Here is a 22,584-nt window from a genome sequence, read left to right as displayed (position 1 = left end):
CGCGCTAGCCGCGCTGTCCGGCCACATGCGCTTCGATCAGCACCTGCTGGTCGGGTCGGAGCGCATCGATCGCGCCGATCGGCTGGCCGTGACGATCCCGGAGGAGGATCGACGGGCACCGCCCCTCATAATTGCCGAGATTGGGACGGTGCTGGCGGTAGCCGACCAGCGCCGCGAGCTCGGGCCGGAAGTGGCGGGCGACGTCCGGCGGATAGGCGAGCCACTGATTCTCATAGGGCTTGAGCCAGCCCAGGCAGTAGCTGACGATCGCGCCACGGCGGACGGTGTCGGTCCGATTGCCTCCGGCGCCGTGCAGCGTCGAGCCTAGGAAGAGGAGAGCGTCGCCGGGGTCGAGGTCGATGGCGACCGGGTCGGTGTCGGGGTTTGGCTCGAGGGCATGGGCACCATGGCTGCTCGGCCAGACCAGCGTCGCACCGTTTTCCTCGTGATAGGGTGTGAACGGCCACATCACGTTGACGAGATATTCGATAGTGCCGGTTGGACCGCGCCACATGTCCTGGTCACGGTGCGGCAGCTGTGGCAGCGCGCCGGGATAGAGCGCGATCGCTTGGGTCAGGTTGAGCTGGAGGCAGTCGCACCACGGGCTGAGGATCTGGGTGGTGATGTCGAGGATCTCGGGGTGCATGACCAGCTCGGCGCTATGGGTGCTGCGGGCGAGCAGCCGGCCGAAGCGCTTGGTGCGCTCGCCGTAGAAGCCGCCCTGGCAGAATGGCGTCTGTTCGAACGCGTCGGCGAGATCGGCGTCGAGGCTGGCGATCGTGGTGGTTGGCAGCGCGCCGCGCAGGAGGAGATAGCCCTGGTCGAGCAGCTGCTGCGTCGCGTCGAACATGGCCGGCGCGTCTGGCACGGGATCTCGAAGCTGTGTCGCCATCACGCCGCCTCCGCCTGGACGATGGAAGTCGCCGGGTGGATGCCGTTGGCGGCGAGCAGCGCCGGCGTGGCCGGGGTGATGTCTATCTTGAGCGCGCCGAGCATCGTCGTGCCGATCCGCCTGGGCGGACCCAGCGGCTCGGCGTGCCAGCCGAACGCGAGGATCTGCTGGAGCCAGGCCTGCTCGGCGACGCCGATATAGGTGGTGATGTGGTGCTCGAGCGCGTAGTGCGCGAGGCCTTGGACCAACGCGTCGCGCCAAAGGCGGCGTTCGGCTGCCCTGAGGCTGCGGTCGAGGCAGAAGCGCGTGATCTCCCAGGTGTCGGGGCCGCTCGGCGGCGCCTCGTCGCACAGCTCGGGGAACAGCGTATCGAGGATGTGCGGCCGGATCGAGGGCAGCAGGCGCGCCGAGGCGAGATGGCTCTGATCGGCGTCGGCGAGGATCAGGTAGTGGGCATGCCGGTCGTCGAACTGGTCGATCTCGTATCGGCCTGCCAGCACCGGCAGGTCCCAGCCCAGCAAGTCGACGAAGACGCGCTTCCTCGCCTCAAACATCGCGCGCATCGCTGCGTCGCTCGCGGCGCCGGCATCGCCCTGTGTGAACAACATGATCGGCTCCCCTGGCTGTGGAGCCCCGATCGTCTGCCCGGCGGCGGGTGCTGGCTATTCCCCAGAAATGGGGAGTTTCAACGCCCGAGCGCATCGGTGAAGGTGAGCGCTCCGTCATAGAGCGCGTGGATCGCGAGCTGGGTCCGGTTTCCGACCCCGTACCGGCCCCGGGCCTCCTTCATGTACTGGATCGCCGTATCATGCCCGATGCCGAGGATCTGCGAGATCTCCCAATCGGACTTGCCGCGTGCCGCCCAGTAGATGCAGTCGCGCTGGCGGTCGCTGAGTCGGGGGCGATCCTGCTCGGCGCCGCGGATGCCCGACAGTCGGCGCGCGCCCTCGAACGCCGCGGTGCCGATGAACTGCGCCAGCGGCAGCCACTCCATCCGGAGCGGTTGTCCTCGGGCGGTCGCGAAGGAGCAGGATCCCGCCAACTCGCCCGGGATATGCGCCGGCACGGTGAAGCCGTCCGCGAGCCCGACGCGCCTGGAGTGCGCGAGGATCTCGTCGTCGCGCCGCGTCAGCATGACGAGCCTGGGCAGCGCCGTCCAGGCAAAGCCCAGGCTCGTCATGTGGCAGGCCCGGTGCACCGGGTCGGAGCGGCCCAGCCCTTCCGCATCGAAGAACGCTTCCCATTCGCCGGGATAATTGTGGATACGGATCGCGGGCTGTGGCGCGCAGGCGATATCGACATGATGCGTCAGCGCGAAATATCGAAAGCCCATCTCTCGGCCGATCGCGTCGAGGAGGTCGCCGAGCTCTCGGATGCTCCCCGCGGCCTCGACCGCATAGGCGAATTGTTGCGCTGTCGCGAGTACCATGTCCCATGCCATGCCGATGCGGGACGCACCCCAGGCCGCGGCGTCCTCGTTCCAGCCATGCCATGGCCGCGTGCGTCGCTTTCCCGTCGGCGCCGCGGTCGGATCGATAGGTTGGCGGGTTTAGTCGGTTGTGGTCGGCGGCGCAAATTTACGTGCCAGCTATCGCGCTTAGGCCCTCCCCCCACCTGCGCATTGACCCGGCGCGCCGGTGATGGGGCGGCCTGACGGCCGTCCCGACTGGCGGGACAGCGCGCCCTACCGCGCGCTGGCCGGGATCGATCGCGCGGGCCTCGCCTGGGAATGGCTGCGCCGCGATCCCGCTTATGCGGCGATCAGCGCGCGGTTGCGGCGCGTCGGCGCCGGGACGGCGCCGCATCTCGAGACGGAGGCGGACGCCCGGGCTTTCGGGCTTTGCTTTCGCTGAGGATGCCGGCCGGCCGGCGCCTGAGGCGCGCCTGTTGTGGCATGCGGACCTCGATCCCTTCGTGCTTCAGGTTCGCGCCGTGCCGGCCGATGGTTCGGATCCCGAGGCGATCGACTTGGCCCGGTTGATGCGCTGGGCGACAATCGTGCGCGGCGGCGGCCGCGAGCATGTCGCACTGTCGGATGGCTGGCACCGCATCCGCATTGACGTGGTCGAAGGGACACTGATCGAGGAAGGTCCGGCGCGGCTCGACTATCTCCTTTCCGGGCTGACCCGCGTCGATGCACCGGTGCTGACCTTGCGGCGCATGCTGGGCTTATGGCGCACCGGTCGCTTCGCGCGGCTGCTCTATCCGACGGAGCCAGGCCTGCCGCGGCGTTTGGAGACACTTCGGGTCGGGGATGCGATCGCGGCAGGCGCATCGTACCGGGAGATGGCCGTCGCCCTTTATGGCGAGGAGCGGGTCCGTGCGGAGTGGAAAGGGCGGTCCGATTTCCTGATGTCGCGAGTCCGCCGACGAGCGGCGGAGGCGCGAGCGATGGCCGCCGGCGGTTGGCGGGCGCTGCTCGGAAATTGATGATGGTTGGGAGCCGCGTTTACAGAGGGCGTCGTCGGCGTCCTTGGTCCTTCGGCAGGCCCAGATGGCTCCTGAGCGCCTCACGTAGGGTTTCACCGCCTGGCAGGAACGCGTAACTGTCGACCGAGGCGAGGGGCGCTGTTTCGCCGAGGCGGGCGACAAGATCGACCAGCCTCGCCAGCGGGTCCGGACGCTCGCTCGCTGACTCGATGATCTTCCACACCAACTGGTCGAGCGTGCCGCCGGTCTCATGCGCCACCAGCACGTCGAGGAGGCGCTCGCGGCGCGCGACTTCTTCCTCTTCTGGATCGTCCTCACCATGATTTGGCGAGCCGGCGTAATAGAGTAGCTTCGATCGCGCCTGATCGATCGGGCTCCGGGCGACCTCCAGCGCCAGATCCTCGAGCGAGGGAAGATCCGCGGGGCTGAACCGATAGAGCATGATCTCCAGAACGTCCGCCGCGACCGATGCGTGATCGGGCGCGCGCGTGATCAATGTCCGTAGCGTCTCAAGCACCGGCGCTGGTTCTATTGTATCGAAGATGTGACCGGGCATGATCGAAAGCAGCCATTTGCGTCTCGGTGTGGCCGGCTCTTCCATGAGCAGGTCCCGGATACGGGGGAGGCCATGCTCGCCGAGCGCCGCGACGGCTTCCCAGAAGACTGTCTCCGGTACTGCGGACCATAGCCGCTGGAGCTCCTCGATCGCGTCTCCGTTCTTGCCGGCACGAAGCTGAATCACGCGCAATGTCGCGCGTAGTGGCGGTGCGCTGATTTGATCGAGCAAAGCGCTCGCCGCCCCGCCCAGGGCTACGGTAAGCGCCGCGGGATCCGTCACGTTCTCATCTTTCGCGGCGATCTCCCACAGGCGCTCGACCACGAAGGCCTCGACATGCGGGGTGGTGAGCTCGATTCGCGGCAGGAATGTCGCCGCCGCCAGCGGTGCGGCGGCGATCGCTACTAGCATGGCGCCAGGCGCCTGCGAGTGCTGTGCCCAGCTTTCGCGAAGGGCCGCTTCGGGTGCGACCTGAGCCGCCCGGAATAGCAGGAACTCACCGACCGCCTCGTGCAGGGCATCTTTCTCGCCGGCGAGGGCAAGGATCGGCCCGAGCAAGCCGATAGGATCCTCGCGTACCGCCCGTTCGGCGGCCATCGCGCAGCGCGAGACCCATCGGCCGACCTGATTGCCTCGCCAATATTTGCTCCGCCAGTCATCGGCCTCCTCACCGTCTAGCAGCGGCCGGATCAGGTCGAAGCGCGCGCGGCCAGGCAAAGCGATCTCGATCAGCATCTCACCTAGATTGCTGGCGATCAGCATGAAGTTCTTGTCTTGCCACAGGCCAATCGCCTGGGTGATTCGATTCAACACCGCCGCGGGGTCGCGCAGTTCAAGCAGCGCGCGCGCGGTGGCATCAAGCCGCGCCGATAGGCCTGGCTGAGCGTCGCTGAGAAGTTTCTCAAGCGCGGCATCCGCGCCGCCTTCCGCCTCCTGGCGCGCGATGAGGAGCGAAACCGCCCCGATGAACAGCGGATCGTCGCGACCCACGTCGAGCGCCTCGATGGCGGCATCGATATCCAGGCGTCGCGCGAGCAGGAATTCGGCGATATCATCGGCGTCGACCCGAAGCCGGCTCTCGCGCTGGATAAGGCGATCCCGGTCGACAAGCACGTCGAGGACGGCGACCATATGCGCCGGTGGAACCGAGGTGACCCAGCCATCCGCCACGGCGAACAGCTGGTCACCCAGCCAATCCAGAGTCTGAACCGCCGAGACGCCCCCGATCCCGGCCGCTTTGATTTCGGTCAGGAGATTTTGATATTCACGCGCCAGAATCTCGTACCGGGTCACGATCTCGCCACCAGGCGCGTGCATCCTCGCGAACAGGGCGATCAGTGCCGCCGAATGCAGCCGGGCGCCGCGATGTTGGTCAGGCGCGACGCCATAAGCCGCGTAGACCTGTTCCGCTTCCTCGTGCTCGAGCGCCGTCAGCTCGAAGCTCGCGAAACCGCTTCCGCTTTCCCCGGAAAATGCCAGGCTCTTCAGACGTGACACTCGCGAGGTGAGGTGCGTCCAGGCCTCGCGCCGCGCCGTCAGGACAAGTCGAACCGAGGCGTCCTGGGTGAGATCGAGCGCGGCCTCGAGCCAGCCTGGCAGCGTCTCGCGTACATCCGATATCACCCGGTCGAGTCCATCCACCGCCAGCAGACGGTTATCCGCGTCGAGCCAGGACCAGAGCGCTTGATCGAAACGCTCTGGCGCTATTCCCTCCAGTCGCTGGGCCGTGAGTAGGCGCACCATGGTATCGACGGGGTTGCGATCGCCTGGCGCGATTCTCTCGGCTGGGATCATCAGCATGGCCCGCCCGCCTGGCGTCGTTTTCAATAGCTGGGCGATCCAGCTGGTCTTGCCCTGGCCTGATCCGCCAACCGCGCTGAACAGTCGAGTCGGTGCTTCGAGATATTCGGTGAATGCCGCCTCGAGCCCGGTCCGCGCGACATAGGCCTGCGCATCGAGACGCCGGTCCGCGCGCATCCGCGCGAGTTCGGTTTCGCGCAGGCGATCCACCAGATGATCGATTTCGGCGTTCGAGGCGAGTAGCGGACCATCTTCGGGAGAACGGAAGAACTGGCGTCTTATTCCCGGATGTCGATGTAACTTGCGCGCGATCGCCTCGGGGCCGACATGCCCGAGACGGAGGCGTGCCGCGATCTCGAGCGCCTCGAGCTCCTCGGCACGGTTCGCCGCTTCGTCGGCCAGTGCGCGAAGCGTGACGTGTTTGCCACGGGCGTCGGTGAACAGATCGGGGAGGAGCGCACGAAGCCTCGCCCCGCTATCGTCCGCTTCGATGAGTTGCCGGGCCTCATCGGTCAGCCCGGAGGCGGTCCAGAACTGATATTGGGTGGCCGCCTGGGGCAACAGGCTGGGATCACGTACCGCGTACAGCGCGAATCGCAGGATTTCAGTGGCGATGGCGCTCGGCCCAATGCGCTTGGCGTACCGCTTGCATTGCACGATGCCGGTCACCGCGCCCCGCCGCAGCAGGATATCACGGGCCTTGTCCGCCCCGCCGTTCAGTAATGTCACGCTGTCGAAGAAGCTTTCGCCGCCGGCTTCCTCGCACAGAAGATAGTAGCAGAGGATCTCGAAATGACGCGGATCAAACTCGGTCAGCGGGAGCAACGGTGCCTGCGCCGCGATGTGCGTCAGCCCGGCGCGAGGACCGAGCTCGGCGCGCAGCGCTTCGTCGTCCGGTGCGTACTCGCGCGCGCTCATTTCGCTTTGGCCCTGCTCCGCTTCCCGATGAAGGCCTCCGGCGGCTTCTTGAAAAAGCGGCACACAGCACTCGATCATGATATGACATGATCAGCGTACATGCCCCTCCACCCATTTCCGTTTTCTAACAAGAAATTCTCTCTCGTCGATAACTGTAACGGGTCCCGGCTATCCTTTGCGGAACTGCACCATCTGGTTCGCCAGATCGGGCTCGGCGGCATAGCCCGCTTCGGTCCAGGCCCGTGCCTGGACATGACGCGTGCTGGCCCGTTCGTTGGACCACCAGGCCCGATAGTCGGATGCCGATTGCGGCAGTCCGTCGACCATGTGCGCGATGGTGGCGAACGAGAGGTTGATCAGCGGGCTGCCATTGGCTTCGAGATGGTCTCGCAGGGGATCATATTTTGCCATGCAGCCTGATAGCGCGGCTAGCGGCCCGGTGAAGCCTGTATGGTTCGGCGGGCACGATCGACAGCTTGGCTCCCGTACCGGGTGATTGCTCCTTGGGAACGACACCATTGACACGTGTATTGCATATGCAACACGGATCGTCGGGATCGAAGGCGGGGATGCAGGGTGGAGGCAAGGATGGATCGACCGCGCCGCATTGACCGGCCTTCGCTCATGGCCGCGCTGGCGGTCGTCGCCTGCCATCTGGCGCTGGGCGGCCGCTACGACCTGTTCCGCGACGAGCTCTACTTCATCGTCTGCGGTCAGCATCCGGCCTTCGGCTATGTCGATCAGCCGCCCCTGGTGCCGCTGCTGGCCGCGTCGCTCTACAAGCTCGGGCTCGGTGCCTTTGGATTGCGGCTGCCGACCGCGCTGGCGGCGGGCGCGCTGGTGTGGCTGGCGATGCGCTTCGTCCGTCTGCTCGGCGGTGCCAGGCTCGCCCAGGGTCTCGCCGGGTTCGCCTGCGCGGTCGCACCGATGCTGATGGGGCTGGTCGCGACGCTGAACACCTCGGCGTTCGATCCGCTGGCCTGGACCGCCATCGCCTGTCTGCTGGTCAAGGCGGGCCGCGACGGGGACGATCGCGCTTTGGTCCTGGCGGGGCTGGTGGCGGGGATCGCGCTCGAGATCAAATATTCGATGCTGTTCTGGATGCTCGGCCTGACGATCGGCCTGGTCGCGACGCCCGAGCGCCGTATCCTGTCGCGCCCGGCCTTCTGGATCGGCGCGGCGCTGGCGGCGGCGATCGCGCTGCCGTCCTTCCTGTGGCAATATGCCCATGGCTTCCCGTTCCTGGAGCTCGGCGCGGCCGCCAAGGGCAAGAATGCCGATATCCCGCTCCTGCCGTTCGCCGCCAACCAGGTCTTCGTGATGAACCCGGCTTTTGCGCCGCTGTGGATCGCCGGGCTCGTCGCGCCCTTCGTCGCCAGGCCGCTCAGGGATCTTCGCTTCCTGGTGATCGCGGCGGCGGTGGTCGTCGTCATCGTCCGCCTCGGCCATGGCAAGGACTATTATCTCGCACCGCTCTATCCGATGCTGTTCGTGATCGGCGCGGTGGCGCTGGCGCCGCTGGCGCGCGGTGCCATGGGCAGGGTCACAGCCGGGATCGGCGTGGCGGCGGCATTGGGCTTCTCGGCGCTGGCGGCGCCGCTGGCACTGCCGATCCTCTCGCCGCCGATGCTCGAGGCCTATATGCACCGCGTCGGCATCGCGCCCCAGCAGCAGGAACGCAGCTTCGAGGGCACGACCCTGCCCCAGGTCGTGGCCGACCAGCTGGGCTGGCACGATTTCGCCGGGCAGGTCGAGGCAGCGTGGAACCGGATCCCTGCCCCCGAGCGCGCGGCCACCGCAATCAAGGTCGACAATTACGGCGAGGCGGCTGCACTCGATCTCTATGCCAATGGCCTTCCGCCTGTGGTCAGCGGCCACAACCAGTATTTCCTGTGGGGCCTGCGCGGGCAGCGACCGGTCAACGTCCTCTCCGTCCAGGAGAGCCTGGAGGACATGCGGCCCTATTGCGAGAGCGTGACGCTCCTGGGCAAGACCTGGTCCCGCTATGCGATGTCCTTCGAGAACGACAAGGTCATCGCCTTGTGCCGCAGCGTGAAGCCTCCGCTCGACAAGCTCTGGCCGCAGCTCAAACAATATTCTTGAGGACGCCTCGCGGCGCGATCGCTGGAGGGCGCGGGTCTGTTGGGCGCACACTGCGCTGCTGCGCAGCGACAGGGTTCGCGCGTCTTGTTCGACCGCGCGGCACACTTGCCTTGGACCGGGGACGGTGCGGCGGCTGGCGCACATGCCTGCGCGCGCACGCCGCCCCGCCTGCGGTGTCGGCAAGGGTGCGTTGCCTGTTGGATCGCGTGCCTGCGACCGCGCTCTACGGCTGCGCCGCCGGGCCGCTTTTGCGTCCCGGCCCTTCGGGTGACGATCGCTGGCGCTGGAGTTTGTCGGCGCTGGTAGCGCCGGCGTTGCCGGTCCGGCCTTGGCAAGCGGTGTGGTCGGCGCGCCCTTCTAGGCCCGCTTGGGGCGGGGCGCAACCCGGCCCTGCGGGACCGGGTCCTCCTCTTCGTTGCCGCCCTTCGGGTGCGCCCCGCCCCTGGTCGCGGGCCTTCCAGGGCTTCCTCGCCGCCCACCCCGCTTTCCGGGGCCGGGTGCGGTTTTTGGGATCGAGGAGGCTGGGTCATGGGCAAGGGTCGCGGGCGTCGTGCCGGGGGAGAGGCTGGCGGGGGCGTGTCGCGCGCCTCGCTCTATGACGAGGTGACGGCGCGCATCGTCGCGGAGCTTGAGGCCGGGCGCTTCCCTTGGGTGCAGCCTTGGGACGCCGCCGTCGCCGCGCCGGGGCTGCCGCGCAACGCCGTCTCGAACCGCGCCTATTCGGGGATCAACGTCCTGATCCTGTGGGGCGAGGTCATCGCGCGCGGCTATGCCTCGCAGGGCTGGCTGACCTTCAAGCAGGCACTCGAGGCGGGCGGGTGCGTCCGCAGGGGCGAGCATGGCGTCGGGGTGGTCTATGCCGACCGGTTCATCCCCAAGGAGGCGGACAAGGGGACGCTCCGGGGGAGCGTCACCCCGCCGAACGGGGATGAACCGCCCGAGAAGGCAATCCATTTTCTCAAGCGCTTCACATTGTTCAACGTGGCGCAATGTGACGGGCTGCCCGAGCGGATGGTCGCGGGCGCGGCACCGCTGCCCGAGCGCGAGCTGGTGCCGGTCGCCGAGGCGCTGATTACCGCGACCGGGGCCGACTTCCGGATCGGCGGGGCCGAGGCCTATTACTCGCCCTCCCACGACTATGTGCGGGTGCCGCCGCAGCCGGCCTTCCGGCACCAGATCGACTATTACCGCACCGCGCAGCACGAGCTTGGCCATTGGACCGGCCATCCTTCGCGGCTGGCGCGCGACCTGTCGAACCCGTTCGGCAGCGCCGGCTATGCCCGCGAGGAGCTGGTCGCCGAGCTGGCCTCGGCCTTTCTCTGCGCCGCGCTCGGGATCGTGCCGAGCGTCCGCCATGCCAATTATCTCGGATCGTGGCTGGCGGTGCTGCGCGCCGACAATCGCGCGATCTTCCGCGCCGCGAGCCTCGCGACCAAGGCCGCCGACTGGTTGCTCGCCTGTCGCGAGCCCTCCGCGATGGAGGACGCCGCATGAGCCTGTTCACCCCCGAGCTTCGCGCCGCGTTGCGCGAGCAGTTCCGCGGCAATGCGATGGACAAGCGCCCCCTGGTCAAGCTGTTCCATCCGCTCTCCACCGCGACATGGCTGGCGAGCGAGCTGGCCGAGGACGGCGACGCGCTGTTCGGGCTGGCGGACCTTGGCTTCGGCTGTCCGGAGCTTGGCTATTTCTCGATTGCCGAGATCGAGGCGCTGCGCCTGCCCTTCGGCCTGCGCATCGAGCGCGACCTGAACTTTTCGACGGACCTGAGCCTCACCGACTGGGCGGCATGGGCGCGCAAGGCCGGGTCGATCCTCACAGCGGAAGTGCTGATCCGGCGCGCGAGGAATACCGCCAGCGACTTGGCCGACCGGTTTCCGCCGCCCGAGTGACAGCGGGAAAGGCGCGCGGCGCGCCTTTCGCCGCAATCCCGAAAACCGGTCCCGCGCACTTCTCACGATAGACGGGGCCGACGCTCACAAGGAGCAGTGCCATGAAACTCGACTTCATCCCGCTCGACAAGCTTTATGTCGACAAGGCGAACATGCGCTATGGCCGGAAGGCCCCGGATGTCGGCGACATTCTGCCGAGCATCCGCAAGCGCGGCATCCTCCAGACGCTCGTCATCCGCCCCGGGGCGGAGGGTCGGTTCGGCATTCTTGCCGGAGCGCGCCGCTTCCACGCCGGGGAGATCGTCGCCGGAGAGCGGTCGAGTGAGGACGAGACGTTGCCCGAACCCTATGTGTTCCCCTGCGCGATCCTCGAAGACGGCGACGATGCCGCCGCCGTCGAAGCCTCGCTGATCGAGAACATGGCGCGGCTCGACCCCGACGAGGTGACGCGCTGGGAAAGCTTCGTGCGGCTGGTCAAGGAAGGCCGCTCGCCGGAGGAGATCGCCGACACCTTCGCGCTGCCGGTGCTGGCCGTGCGGCGCACGCTCGCGCTGGGCAACCTCCTGCCGCGCGTCCGCGACCTCTATGCCCGCGAGAAGATCGACGCGCAGACCGTCCGCCAGCTGACTCTCGCCAGCAAGTCGAAGCAGAAGGAGTGGCTGGCGCTGTGGGATGCGCCCGACACGCATTGCCCGATCGGCTGGCAGCTGCGCGGCTGGCTGCTCGGCGGGCAGGCGATCAGCGCGCATCATGCGCTGTTCGATATCGAGGCGAGCGGGCTCGCGCTGGTCGCCGACCTCTTCGCCGAGCAGCGCTTCGTGACCGATGCCGAGGCCTTCTGGACCGCGCAGAACGCGGCGATCGAGGCCCGGCGTGTCGCCTATCTGGAGGCGGGCTGGAGCGGCGTCGAGATCGTCGGGCCGTCCGAACGATATCAGGGTTGGGAGCAGGTGAAGACGCCCAAGCGCAAGGGCGGGCGCGTCTATATCGACGTGCGCGCGAGTGGCGAGGTGGTGCTCCACGAAGGCTATCTTTCCGCCAAGGAAGCGGCGCGTGCCGAGCGGATCGAGCGCGGCGAACTGCCCGAGGCCGAGCTCCTCAAGGTCGTGCGGCCCGAGGTCAGCGGCCCGATGCAGACCTATATCGACCTGCATCGCCATGCCGCCGTCCGCGCCGCCTTGCTGTCGCGGCCCAAGGTCGCGCTCAGGCTGATGGTGGCGCACGCCATCGCCGGCTCGCATCTCTGGCGGGTCGAGGCCGAGCCGCAACAGGCGCGCAGCGACGCGATTGCCGAGTCGGTCGAGACCTGCCGGGGCGAGGCCCTGTTCGACGCGAAGCGGCGGCGGATGCTGGCGGTCCTCGGCTTCGATCCCGAGGCGCCGACGATCTGCGGCGGGCATGGCGAGCATGGCGTGGTCGGCGTCTTCCTGGTCCTGCTCGACCTGCCCGATTCCAAGGTCATGGACGTGATCGCGGTGCTGATGGGCGAGACGCTTGCCGCCGGGAGCGTGGCGGTCGAGGCGGTCGGCGGCGAGATGGGCGTTCGCATCGCCGAGTGGTGGCAGACCGACGACGCGTTCCTGGAGCTGGTCCGCGACAGGGAAGTGCTGACCTGCATCGTCGCGGACGTGGCCGGCACGACCGTCGCCGACGCCAATGCCGGCGAGACCGGCAAGACACTGCGCAGGATCGTCGCCGACCATCTCGCCGGTGCCAGGGGCCGTGCCAAGGTCGAGCACTGGGTGCCGCGCTGGATGGCGTTCCCGCCTGCTGCCTATACAGCGCGCGGCGGCGTCGGCACGCTCAAGGCGCGCGCCAAGGTCGAGGCCGCGCTCGCCGCGCACGCGCCCGAGCCGCTGCCCGAGCCTCAGCCGCTCGCTGCCTGACTTCCCACGGGGCGGCGTCCTGCCGCCCCGTTTTCCTCGCGTCCGGTCCGGCTTGGATCGCCCCCGCCGGGGCTGGTATATCGGTGCATGACGACTCGCCGGAACGCCCGGAGACGCAGCATGACCAACCAGGACCGTGCCTATTACGAGCGCCGTCGCGCGGCCTCCCTCGCCAATGCGGAGCGCGTCAGGACGCCGATGATCGCCAAGATCCACCGCGACTTCGCAGCGCACTATGCGACCATGCTGGCCGCGCGGCGTGACACGACCTAACCCTGTGACCGCCCGAACCTCGTCCGGTGCCGTGACGTCTGCCCTGTCGGACCCGGCACGCCAGCGCGTCGCATAGCCGGAATGCGGTGTGCCGATGGCGATCGGCACGGGTTCTGCCTATCGCGGACCGACCCTCCTTCCTGATCCGATCGCCGCCGCATGCGGCCTCTCCACGATGGCCGACTGGCATCGCGCGGCCTGGGCCAGCAACGGCGTCGCCGGCTTTCTTCCCCGGCTTGGGGCTTCGCCCCCGCGCCTTCCTCGCGAGGCAAGAAAGCCGGCTTTGGCCGCCCTTCGCTGCGCTGCGGCCCGGCCCTGCGGGCCCGGGTGCATGCCGGCCGCTTGCGGTGCCCGGGCGTCGCCATCGAGGCCGCACTGGCGCGGCGTCGAAGCACAAGGAGACGCATCATGGCCACCATCGGCAGCTTCACCCGCGACGACTCGGGCGTGTTCACCGGCACTATCCGGACCCTGACCCTCAACGTGAAGGCGAGCATCAAGCCCTCGGCCAAGGACAATGACAAGGCACCCGACCACCGGGTCACGACCTCGGGCGGCGTCGAGTTCGGCGCCGGCTGGACCAAGACCTCGCGCGAGGACCGGCCCTATGTCTCGGTCAAGCTCGACGATCCGTCCTTCCCCGCCCCGATCTACGCGACCCTGGTCGAGGGCGAGCACGGCACGCACAACCTGATCTGGTCGCGCTGAGCATGGCCCGGGGGTGTCGAATTCGGCAGGTGCCGTTTTCGACACTCTTCGCGCGGTGTCCCGCCCGCCATCCCCGGTGCCGTTCGACGGCACGAGGAACAGGATCATGGACGGTGACGATATCGACCGGGCAAGCAGCGCCAAGCGCGGCTCGCCCTTCCTCAACACCGAGCAGGCGGCGGCCTATCTCGCGATCTCGGCGCGCCAGCTGAAGCGGCTGCGGGTGCGCGGCGACGGGCCGGTGTTCCGCCGGCACAGCCGCTATGTCCAATATCATATCGACGACCTCGACGCATGGAGCCGGGCGCACAGCGCGACCGGGATCCGCCCATGAAGCCGCCCGTGAAGGGGCGCGGGGCCGGGAGCGAGGCACCGCTGCTCGCCTGGGGCGAGGCCCGGCACAGCCACCGCCTCGAGCAACTGCGGCGGCTCAGGCTCGGCATCCTCGGCGGCGCCGGCCTGGTGCTGCTCGCCGCGCCGCCGGTCTATGCGCCGGCGCCGCGCCTCGTCTGGAATGCCAGCGCCAGCGCGCCCACCGGCCTCTATTGGGTGTGGCCCGGCGATGCGCCCGCGCGCGGCGAGATGGCCGTCGCCCGGGTGCCGCAGCGATGGCGGATGGTTGCCGCGCGGCGCCATTATCTCCCCGCGAACGTGCCGCTGGTGAAGCGCGTAGCGGCCGCACGCGGCGCGCTGGTCTGTGCGGATGGACCCCGGATCACCGTCGATGGCGGCCTCGTCGCGATACGGCTGGCGCGCGATCCGAGCGGCCGGCCGCTGCCCTGGTGGCGGGGCTGCCGACGGCTGGGCGCGGGCGAGTATCTGCTGCTGACCGATGCGCGGGGCGCGTTCGACGGCCGCTATTTCGGGATTAGCACGCGCGCCGAACTGGTCGGCCGGGCGAGGCTGATATGGCGCCGCTGATCCTCGCCGCGCTGCTCGTCGCCGGTTCGCCCGGCCAGGACGAGACCTGGCGCTGGGCAGCGGAGATCGAGGCCGCGGCCATTCGCTGCGGCGTGTCGGGCGACTGGATCGCGCGCGTCATGCGGGCGGAGAGCGGCGGGCGGACGATACTCGACGGTCGCCCGATCCGCAGCCCAAAGGGCGCGATCGGGCTGATGCAGCTGATGCCGGCGACCTGGGCCGAGCTGCGCCGGGACCTCGGGCTCGGCGAGGATCCGGACCTGCCCGCCGACAATATCGTCGCAGGCGCCTGCTATCTGCGGCGGATGTATGATCGCTTCGGCTATCCCGGGCTGTTCGCCGCCTACAATGCCGGCCCCGCCCGCTATGCCGACTGGCTCGCCGGCAGGGCCGGACTTCCCGCCGAGACGGCCGCCTATCTGCGCGGTCTCGGCGGATCGAGCGTCATCGAAACCCCGGCTGCGACGCCCGCGCCCGAGCCGCTGTTCGTGGTGCGCCGGGCATCGCCGGAAGGTCCCGCGGCTGCCGGTTCGCCCCACCAATCGACCGGCCTGTTCGTCCTTCGCCGCGAGGACCGGTGACGTGGCGAGGGTGGTAGGGCGCGTCGTGAAGTCCCAGCATGACGGGCGGCGGACCGGCCCTCAAGGCCCATGGGTGCCCCCCAATTTGCTCCGCAAATCGGTTCCCCCCATGTCCGCTCCGCGGCGCCTCCGCTGGCGCTGCGGCGGCCCTGACCGCCGCTCCGCCACCCGTCCCGAAGGCCTTGTCCTCGATGGTGGGGACCGCAAGCGGAGACAGGTCATGGCACAGGTGCAATCGCTCTCGGACGCGGCCGATCGCGTGATGGCGGCGTTGGTCTCGGGGCTCGAGATCGAGTTCGGAAGCAGCGCAGGGTCGGCCCTGGCGGCACGGTTCCTCGATGCCGAGGAGGTCGATTTCCTCTGGGATGCACGCGTCGAGGAGCGCTGGCTCGGCAGCTATCACGGCACCGAGGATGCCGGCATCGAGCTCGACCGGGTGCGGATCATGGGCCGGATCGACGGGCGCTGGTTCGTCGCGGTGATGGTGGTCGACGGCGATGGCGACGCGGTCGGGATGCTCGGGAAGCGCCGTTTCGTGGAGAATGACCAGGCGCGGCGGGCGTTCGCGGATGCGTGAAGACCGCCTCCATTCGGGCCGGGATGCGCTGCCAGGCAGGCGGCGTGTCCCGGCCTTCTTTTTACGCCGGTATGGAGGCAGGCAGGAGAGACAGGGAAAACAAGATAAAGGCAGCGTCTCGCGACCCTGTTCAAGCCTTTGTCTGCACATCCTTTTTTCGGGAGACAGGCCGCTGGGCGCGCGAGACAGATCGCGCTGGAGCGGCGGAAATGCGTGGTTTCCGGCCGGTTCTCGCGAGACTCGCGGAGAGCGCCGGTGAGCGACGACGCGTTCAAGCCGAAGCTGGGCAAATCGAAGGGCAAGGATGGCAGGAAGCTCGTCCGTTATGCCGGCCGCGTGCTCGCCGCCGCCCGGCTGGCCGGCAGCAAGACCGGTGTCGGGGCGCGGCGGTTCGACGGCAGCCGGATCGGACGCGGCGCCAGCATCGGCCGCCTGCTGTCGAGCCGCGACCGCTTCGCCGGGTCGCGGGCCCGGCGCGCGATGGTCAAGGTGCGATTGGTGCGGATGGGCGGCAAGGGGTTCGCCGCAGCCCGAGCGCATCTGCGCTACATCCAGCGCGACGGCGTCACCCGCGAGGGCAATCCTGGCGAACTCTATGGCCGCGATGGCGACACCGCCGACGGCAAGGCGTTCCTCGACCGGTGCGCCGACGATCGCCACCAGTTCCGCTTCATCCTCTCGGCCGAGGACGGCGCCGAATATCCCGATCTCAAACCCTTTGTCCGCCGGCTGATGGCGCAGGCGGAGCACGACCTCGACACGCGGCTCGACTGGGTCGCGGTCGACCATTTCAACACCGACCAGCCGCACACCCACATCATGCTGCGCGGTGTCGACGACCAGGGCCAGAACCTCGTCATCGCTCGCGAGTATATCGCGCACGGCCTGCGCGAGCGCGCCGCCGAGCTCGCCACGCTCGACCTGGGGCCGCGTACCGACCAGGAGATCGAGCGTCGGCTTCGGCACGATGTCGAGCAGGAGCGGCTGACCGTGATCGATCGCCGGCTGCTCCGCCGGATGGACGCCGACCGCATCACCAGCCCCGCGCACAACGATCCGTTCCAGCAGGCGATCGCCACCGGCAGGCTGCGCAAGCTCGGCGCGATGGGTCTGGCCGAGGATCTGGGCGGCGGGCGATGGCGGCTCGCCCAGGGGCTCGAGGACACGCTGCGGCGCATGGGTGAGCGCGGCGACATCGTCCGGCTGATGCAGCGCGAGCTGACCGCGCGCCGGCTCGAGCGAGCGCAGGCCGATCGCGTCATCGAGGGCGAACTGCGGGCGCCGATCGTCGGCCGCGTCGTCGGGCGCGGCTTCTCCGACGAGCATCGCGACCGCCATTACCTGATCGTGGATGGGATCGACGGTCGCGTGCACTATCTCGACATCGGCCGCGCCACCGCGACCGACCCGACACCGGAAGGCGCGATCGTCCGGGTGGAGGGACGCAGCGCCGGGGTCCGCGAAGTCGACCGGACGATCGCCGCAGTCGCCCGCGCGCAGGACGGGAACTATTCGGTAGCGCTCCATCTCGAGCATGACCCGCAGGCAAGCCGGGCGTTCGCAGAGACGCATGTCCGCCGCCTCGAGGCGATGCGGCGGGCGGGTGTCGTTGATCGGCAGGCGGATGGGAGCTGGAGCATCGCCAGCGACCATGTCGAGCGAGCGGCCGCCTATGGGGGGCGTCAGTTTCGCGACCGGCCGGTCGCGATCGAGACGCTATCCGCGGTGCCGCTCGACCGGCTGCCCGGCGCCGACGCCGCCACGTGGCTCGACCAGGCGCTCGCGGGGGACGAGCCGTTGACGGCACGCGACGCCGGGTTCGGCCGCGAGGTGCGGCGCGCGCTTGCCGCGCGCCGGCAATGGCTGGTCGAGCAGGGCCTTGCCGATGTCGAAGGCGATGGTGTCGCCAGGCTCAGGCGAGGGCTACTCGCAACACTGCGGCGGCGCGAGTTGCTCCGCGTCGCGGGAACCTTGCAAGAGGAGCTTGGCAAGGTATTCGCCGAGCCGGTTCGGGGCCAGAGGATCGAGGGCCGGCTGACTCGGAAGCTTGAGCTGGCGAGCGGGCGCTATGGCCTTGTCGAGCGTGGTCGCGAGTTCAGCTTGGTGCCGTGGCGAGCGGTCCTGGAACGGCAACTGGGCAAGCCGGTGGCTGGTGTGATGAGGTCCGATGGGATCAGCTGGCAGTTCGGGCGACATCGTGCCGCCCCCCAGATATCTTGATCTACAGGACCGCTTTGCGCCCCAGTTTCGGTCGTTCACTGGTCCGGTCGCCGATCCTAAGAGCCGCCGTTTGTTCGAACGGTGCCAACCATGACTTTCTGTGGAATTCGGTCCGCCGGCTCTCGGTCGGTTCTCGGAGAGTGATCTGATCTGGCAAGGAACCTGCGCGATCCGCTGGCTGCCGCAACGAACTATTTCAAGAATAGATTTTTCACCACGTGCAATCGAACTGTTGCGTAGCCAATTGCATCTATCCAAGATGCGTGGGGGGAAGGGCTGTGTCGGCTGCGATCGATTTCACATATCAGTACGCGTTCCCGTCAGGCGTAGCTGCTGCCTCCGGGCGCCCCCAGCTCTCGCTTGCGACCTGCAACGCGGACCAGCAGCGCCCCTACTTTTTCGACGGCCGTGTCCGACAGCCGCGGATACTCGGCGAGATGCTCTATACGCTGAGCGATGTCGTGCGAACGCACTTCTTCCTGCCCCGGCCCGCCATTCTCGACCCCGTGCTGACCAGCAATGAGGAGATGCTGCGGCTGGAGGGCTTCAGCGGTTGCTGCGGCGTCTATGCGCGCGTCGACCTGCCAACGGAGGCGTTCGACGGCGAATGCCATGGGCGCGGGACGACCAACGTTGATTTCAACCAGCCGATGCGTAACGCGCTTCTCCGACTGCGTGACGAAGAGGATGTGCAGTTCGCGGTTGGTGCCGATGAGGTGGTGCTCAGCAAGGGCAATGAGAAGACCGTCGAGAAGAAGGTCAAACTACCGCTGCGCTGGATAAAGGGGTTCAGCGAGGTGCAGGCCTATCAGCCGCGATTGCAGTTGATGATGGAAGTCAGCGCGGTCGAAGCGCTGCGCTTTGTCCGGACGCTCCCCAAAGCGGCCAAGCCGAGGATGCCGAGCTATGCGGTCTCGGCCGCTCGGTCGATCCGGCTGAGCCAGCGGCCGCAAAAGGGCGCCGTGCCGATCTTGGGGACGCATCGCGTCAAGGTGATCGAGCCGCTACTGCCGCGCGCGCAGAGCGTGCGGATCTGGTGCGACGAGGAAGGCGGCGCCAGCGCCTGGGAAGTCCGCTACGCGGTCGGCTCCTTTTTCCTGATGATCAGCCCCGAGGTTTTTCGCGGTTTTTCCGGCGAGGGGCAGATTCTCGCGACGCTCGCAAAACCGCCGGAGGACGCGGTAATCGCGAAGGTGCGCGCCGGACTGAGATGGCAGTCACGGGTGGACGCTGATGTAATGGCCGGCAGCTTCGGCCTGGATACGGCGGAGGTCGAGGCGGCGCTGGCGGTGCTGGGGAGCAGGGGGATGGCTGGGTTCGACGCTGCAGCCCAGCGATATTTCCACCGCGAACTGCCGTTCGATCTCGACAAGGTGGAGGAAATGCAGCCGCGGCTCGGCAATGCGCGCAAGCTGGTCGACGGCGGACTAGTTCGGCGTCTGCCCGATGACAACCGTGCGGTCGCGACCTTCGAAGTGCAGGGCACCGGCACGCTCCACCGCGTCCGTATCTGCGAGGACCATCAGAGCTGCACCTGCCCCTGGTTCAGCAAATATCAGGGCCAGCGTGGCCCGTGCAAACATATCCTGGCGGCATCAATCGTCGCGGAAGACGCGGAAGCGGTGGCCGGATGACCTATGACGAGCTGGAAGCGCTGGTCCTCGATCCTAAGGGCGACTGGGCATTGCAGCGCGCGCTTGCACCGCTCGATGAGAAGGCGCGCGCCAAATTGTCGGCACCGGTTCAGAAGCTCTACAAGCAGCTCTACAGCAGCGCGACGGACAAGGGTGCATCAGACCGACTGAAGGCTGTTCTGGCTAGCCGCAAGGGCGACAAATGGAATTACTGGAACGCGGCTGAAACGCGCCATGCCATGCTGGCGCTGTTCGCGGTTGGGCCACTGTCGATCGTCAAGAAGCGTCAGGTTCATGTGTGGCACGAACAGGTGCCGTTGCTCGACCGCATCCTGCGTGATCGGCGCCCGGCATGGCTGAACGAATGGATCACCCATGAACTCGAGGCTGACTTCACGCATCTGAATTTCGCCGCGTTGCGGGAATGGATCCGGGATGGTGTCTGCGCGAAGCCCGAAGTGGATGGCTATTACCGCATGTTCGCGGGCTATCTCATGCGGACAGGATTTTATCGCAAGGATGAAGTCGTCCCGCCGATCACGACCCAGTTGCTCGCCGATCCTGACCTGCTGGCCGACGTCGAGGGCCTCTTCCGGGTCGAGAGCATTGCCTTCAACACCAACGCTTGGCTGACCAAGGGCGCCGCGTCCGACTATGAGACCTGGACGGAGGCGCTGCTGAAGCTGTCCGCCGAGGGCCATCTCGATCGTGCGGACCTGCTTCAGTGGGCGCTCGACGGACTGAAGCGCGACCTCAAGCAGAATCAGCTTTCGGGCTTCCACGGCTTCTACAAGAAGATGGGGCCGAGCGAGGCCGAACTCCGCCGGCACCAGTCCGACTATATCGACCTGCTCTGCCATCCCGTCGGCCACGTCGTGAAATTCGCGATCGAGATGCTCTCGGAGGTCGAGAAGAAGAGCGCGTTGGATATCGATCCGGCGCTCCGTGAGCTGCCGCTGGTCTTTTCGAGCGACGGTAAGGGAAATGCGGTCGCGGCGCTGAAGTTGCTCAAGCGGATCATCGCGCGGCAGGAGCGCCATGCGCGGGCAGCACTTTCGGTCGTTGGGGAAGCACTGCAGCATGCGCAAGCCGACGTACAGGCGCTGGCCCTCGACATCCTGGGCGCGAATACCGCCCAGCTGGCATCCGAGGATTTGGCGAACTTGCGCGACAAGGAGCCGTTCGTGGCGGCAAGCAATCGTGCTCGTTTTGCGCAGCTGGTCACGACCAACGACCAGGACCCCGCCGATCCAGAGGCAGGAGGCACCGAACCGGGCGGATTGGTCGCGGAGGCAACCGAAACCAGGTTCGACTATCACCCGATCGCGAGCGATCGGCTCGCGGAGCCGATCCTCCTGCCGGAAGATAAGATCGCTCCCATCGAAACCGCAGAAGCGCTGATCGAAGCCGTCCTGCATACTGTGGAGACCGTGGATTCCCCCGATGAGGTGGAGCGAATCATCGATGCGATTTCGCGGCTCGCGAATGACCGGCCCACGGATTTCGATGCGAAGGTCGCTCCACTGCTGCACCGCCTGAAGACCGGCCGGGGGACGACCAGCATTGTTCTGGGAACCGTGGGCGTCGGCGGCGCGCTGCTCGATCTGCTGTACACTTGGCTGACGGGGCGGCACTATCGAACGCCCAGCGAGGAATCGCAATATTACACGCTCGAGGACGGCTTCGTACCAGTGAGGGCGCATCTTCATGCGATTGCCGAGGCCATCCATCGCGGCGAAAGGCGGCCGCTCCTCTCTGCGCCCACGCACAAGGGCGGATGGATCGATCCGTTAGTCTGGGTCGAGCGGCTGATCCAAGCGCATGGCGGCGCCTCCGCCGACAGCATGGACTTTCGCTTGTCGTTGCTCCGGCTGGCCCCGGATCACCGGCGGGAAGCGCTGGAGCGTGCCGCTGGGCTTCCTGCTCCATTGCGTGGGATCGTCGATTTCGCCCTGGGCGGAGAAGCGCGCCCGGCGCGGTCGGATCGCTCCCACTCCGCAGCCTGGATCACGGCGGCACGGTGCCGCGATCCGTACCGGGACTGGACCGAAGAACTGGCGCCGCTGAATCTGGACGATGCGCTGCCCGACGGCGTTCGGCCCGCACGCTATGTCTGGCGTTCGTCCCACAAGGCTCATCAGTATGACAAGACGCGCTGGAAGATTCCGGAGTTCACGATTTCCGTGACCTGCGAGGGGCGGGACGAAGCTGCCGAGCGGCGGGCTGGACTGCTTCGACGGGTCACTGAGGCGTTCGGCGCGCGCACCCGCACCGATTGGAGCGAACTGCCGACCGCCGCTCTCAACCGTCGCATGGACACAAAACGCTACTGGTCCGGAGAGATGAACTCGCCGTGGGTGGCGCACTGGCTCGCGTTTGTCTGGCCGCAGAATCCGACCGCCACTTGTATGCGCGGCGTCACGAGGCTGATGCTGAGGACCGACGACAACAGCAGCAGCTGGACCCCGAGCCATGGCTATTTCCAGCCGCTGTTCCAGCACGGCCGGCCGTGGCGAGAGACGGGCCATCTGCTGCTGTGTCTGGGCCTCGTCGGCAAGGACGCCGATGCCGGCGGGCTCGCGGTCGATGCGCTGATCGATGGCATCGATGTGCGGCTCTTCGATCCGGAGCTGTTCGCATCGACGATCGCCCGGCTGGCTGAAGGCGAGTGGATGAAGCTGAACCGGCTGGGCGACACGTTGATGCAGGTCGTTCAGATCTCGCCGCTCCACGCCAAGGTGGTCAGCGATGCGCTTCAGCTATGGCTGCCGAAACTGGATTTTGGAGCGAACAATGCGTTTCGCTTGCTTGAGGTCATCGTTGAAGCGCGGGCAATAACAGGACAAGCGCTTGCTGAGGAAGCGCGCGATGTACTCTTGACGGCAACAGGCAATGGAAAATTTGTGAAAGTTGCCAAGCTACTTGCCGAGGCTGGCCATTCGTAGGGACGTGCAACTCCTCCGAGAGCACGCCAGTCAGCATTCCCTGGCGAGTTGCGGGAGGTGCCCTCGTCGGATTCTCAAACCAAGCTGATTAGCGAGATCGGCCTCTCACGCGAGCCTTCAGTTTTTTCACTTCCAGCTTGCCTTAGTTGAACATCGACCACCTAAAGTCGGTCATTCTGTACCGCCCGACTGAAAGGGCGGGGTCTTCGATATCAGCCCTCGACACCTGACAAAGCCGCAAGTCAGCCTTG

Annotated in this window: 20 protein-coding genes; 15 read left to right on the top strand and 5 right to left on the bottom strand. The window is 67.4% G+C overall.

What is annotated here, in order from left to right:
• Window positions 1-4 precede the first annotated feature (4 nt).
• From NDN01_RS20320 to NDN01_RS20310, 3 genes are all read right to left on the bottom strand, one after another.
• On the bottom strand, window positions 5-892 hold the full coding sequence (locus NDN01_RS20320) for a phytanoyl-CoA dioxygenase family protein (RefSeq protein WP_272623658.1): 888 nt from the start codon (window positions 890-892) through the stop codon (window positions 5-7).
• Window positions 892-1,500 (bottom strand): acyl-homoserine-lactone synthase, encoded by a 609-nt coding sequence (locus NDN01_RS20315; protein WP_272623657.1) that lies wholly within the window; start codon window positions 1,498-1,500, stop codon window positions 892-894. Before NDN01_RS20315 ends, NDN01_RS20320 begins: the two co-directional genes overlap by 1 nt.
• A 77-nt stretch (window positions 1,501-1,577) precedes the next feature.
• Window positions 1,578-2,321 carry a LuxR family transcriptional regulator gene (locus tag NDN01_RS20310; RefSeq protein ID WP_272623656.1) on the bottom strand — a complete coding sequence of 248 codons (744 nt, stop codon included), beginning with the start codon at window positions 2,319-2,321 and terminating at the stop codon, window positions 1,578-1,580.
• 211 nt (window positions 2,322-2,532) lie between these two features.
• Here NDN01_RS20310 and NDN01_RS20305 point away from each other — a divergent pair, with 211 nt between their 5' ends.
• Complete coding sequence (locus NDN01_RS20305) at window positions 2,533-2,745, top strand: transcriptional regulator domain-containing protein (RefSeq protein ID WP_272623655.1); 213 nt, start codon at window positions 2,533-2,535, stop codon at window positions 2,743-2,745.
• A gap of 34 nt (window positions 2,746-2,779) precedes the next feature.
• Window positions 2,780-3,322, top strand: coding sequence for a DNA -binding domain-containing protein (locus NDN01_RS20300; RefSeq protein ID WP_272623654.1), 543 nt, complete (start codon window positions 2,780-2,782; stop codon window positions 3,320-3,322).
• 19 nt (window positions 3,323-3,341) lie between these two features.
• Here NDN01_RS20300 and NDN01_RS20295 read toward each other — a convergent pair whose 3' ends face one another.
• Window positions 3,342-6,596 carry a restriction endonuclease gene (locus NDN01_RS20295; protein ID WP_272623653.1) on the bottom strand — a complete coding sequence of 1,085 codons (3,255 nt, stop codon included), beginning with the start codon at window positions 6,594-6,596 and terminating at the stop codon, window positions 3,342-3,344.
• A 168-nt stretch (window positions 6,597-6,764) separates the two neighbouring features.
• Window positions 6,765-7,007, bottom strand: coding sequence for a DUF7662 domain-containing protein (locus tag NDN01_RS20290; protein ID WP_272623652.1), 243 nt, complete (start codon window positions 7,005-7,007; stop codon window positions 6,765-6,767).
• A 177-nt stretch (window positions 7,008-7,184) separates the two neighbouring features.
• Here NDN01_RS20290 and NDN01_RS20285 point away from each other — a divergent pair, with 177 nt between their 5' ends.
• The 13 genes from NDN01_RS20285 to NDN01_RS20225 all read left to right on the top strand — a co-directional run bounded on the left by NDN01_RS20285 (window position 7,185) and on the right by NDN01_RS20225 (window position 22,333).
• Entirely contained in the window at window positions 7,185-8,699 is a 1,515-nt protein-coding gene (locus NDN01_RS20285) for an ArnT family glycosyltransferase (RefSeq protein WP_272623651.1), read from the top strand.
• Between the two features lie 528 nt (window positions 8,700-9,227).
• Window positions 9,228-10,193: an ArdC family protein gene (locus tag NDN01_RS20280; RefSeq protein WP_272623650.1), complete on the top strand. Its 966-nt coding sequence runs from the start codon at window positions 9,228-9,230 to the stop codon at window positions 10,191-10,193.
• Window positions 10,190-10,588 (top strand): DUF2958 domain-containing protein, encoded by a 399-nt coding sequence (locus tag NDN01_RS20275; RefSeq protein ID WP_272623649.1) that lies wholly within the window; start codon window positions 10,190-10,192, stop codon window positions 10,586-10,588. Before NDN01_RS20280 ends, NDN01_RS20275 begins: the two co-directional genes overlap by 4 nt.
• Before the next feature lie 101 nt (window positions 10,589-10,689).
• On the top strand, window positions 10,690-12,474 hold the full coding sequence (locus NDN01_RS20270; RefSeq protein WP_272623648.1) for a ParB/RepB/Spo0J family partition protein: 1,785 nt from the start codon (window positions 10,690-10,692) through the stop codon (window positions 12,472-12,474).
• A gap of 120 nt (window positions 12,475-12,594) precedes the next feature.
• A complete protein-coding gene (locus NDN01_RS20265; RefSeq protein WP_272623647.1) occupies window positions 12,595-12,747 on the top strand; it encodes a hypothetical protein in 153 nt (50 codons plus the stop codon).
• A gap of 408 nt (window positions 12,748-13,155) precedes the next feature.
• Window positions 13,156-13,455: a DUF736 domain-containing protein gene (locus tag NDN01_RS20260; protein WP_272623646.1), complete on the top strand. Its 300-nt coding sequence runs from the start codon at window positions 13,156-13,158 to the stop codon at window positions 13,453-13,455.
• 106 nt (window positions 13,456-13,561) lie between these two features.
• Entirely contained in the window at window positions 13,562-13,789 is a 228-nt protein-coding gene (locus tag NDN01_RS20255; RefSeq protein ID WP_272623645.1) for a helix-turn-helix domain-containing protein, read from the top strand.
• A complete protein-coding gene (locus tag NDN01_RS20250) occupies window positions 13,786-14,376 on the top strand; it encodes a S26 family signal peptidase (protein WP_272623644.1) in 591 nt (196 codons plus the stop codon). The genes NDN01_RS20255 and NDN01_RS20250 overlap by 4 nt, the downstream gene beginning before the upstream one ends.
• A complete protein-coding gene (locus NDN01_RS20245; protein WP_272623643.1) occupies window positions 14,364-14,957 on the top strand; it encodes a lytic transglycosylase domain-containing protein in 594 nt (197 codons plus the stop codon). Before NDN01_RS20250 ends, NDN01_RS20245 begins: the two co-directional genes overlap by 13 nt.
• 220 nt (window positions 14,958-15,177) lie before the next feature.
• A complete protein-coding gene (locus NDN01_RS20240; protein WP_272623642.1) occupies window positions 15,178-15,534 on the top strand; it encodes a hypothetical protein in 357 nt (118 codons plus the stop codon).
• A 255-nt stretch (window positions 15,535-15,789) separates the two neighbouring features.
• On the top strand, window positions 15,790-17,754 hold the full coding sequence (rlxS, locus tag NDN01_RS20235) for a relaxase/mobilization nuclease RlxS (RefSeq protein ID WP_272623641.1): 1,965 nt from the start codon (window positions 15,790-15,792) through the stop codon (window positions 17,752-17,754).
• A gap of 437 nt (window positions 17,755-18,191) precedes the next feature.
• Window positions 18,192-19,388 (top strand): SWIM zinc finger family protein, encoded by a 1,197-nt coding sequence (locus NDN01_RS20230; protein WP_272623640.1) that lies wholly within the window; start codon window positions 18,192-18,194, stop codon window positions 19,386-19,388.
• Window positions 19,385-22,333: a DUF6493 family protein gene (locus NDN01_RS20225; RefSeq protein WP_272623639.1), complete on the top strand. Its 2,949-nt coding sequence runs from the start codon at window positions 19,385-19,387 to the stop codon at window positions 22,331-22,333. Before NDN01_RS20230 ends, NDN01_RS20225 begins: the two co-directional genes overlap by 4 nt.
• The last annotated feature ends 251 nt before the right edge of the window (window positions 22,334-22,584 follow it).

Origin of the sequence: Sphingomonas sp. QA11 (genome assembly GCF_028473665.1) — a bacterium.
Classification (GTDB): domain Bacteria; phylum Pseudomonadota; class Alphaproteobacteria; order Sphingomonadales; family Sphingomonadaceae; genus Sphingomonas; species Sphingomonas phytovorans.
Note: the sequence above shows the minus strand (reverse complement) of the source record. Positions and strands in the feature narration are given on the sequence as shown.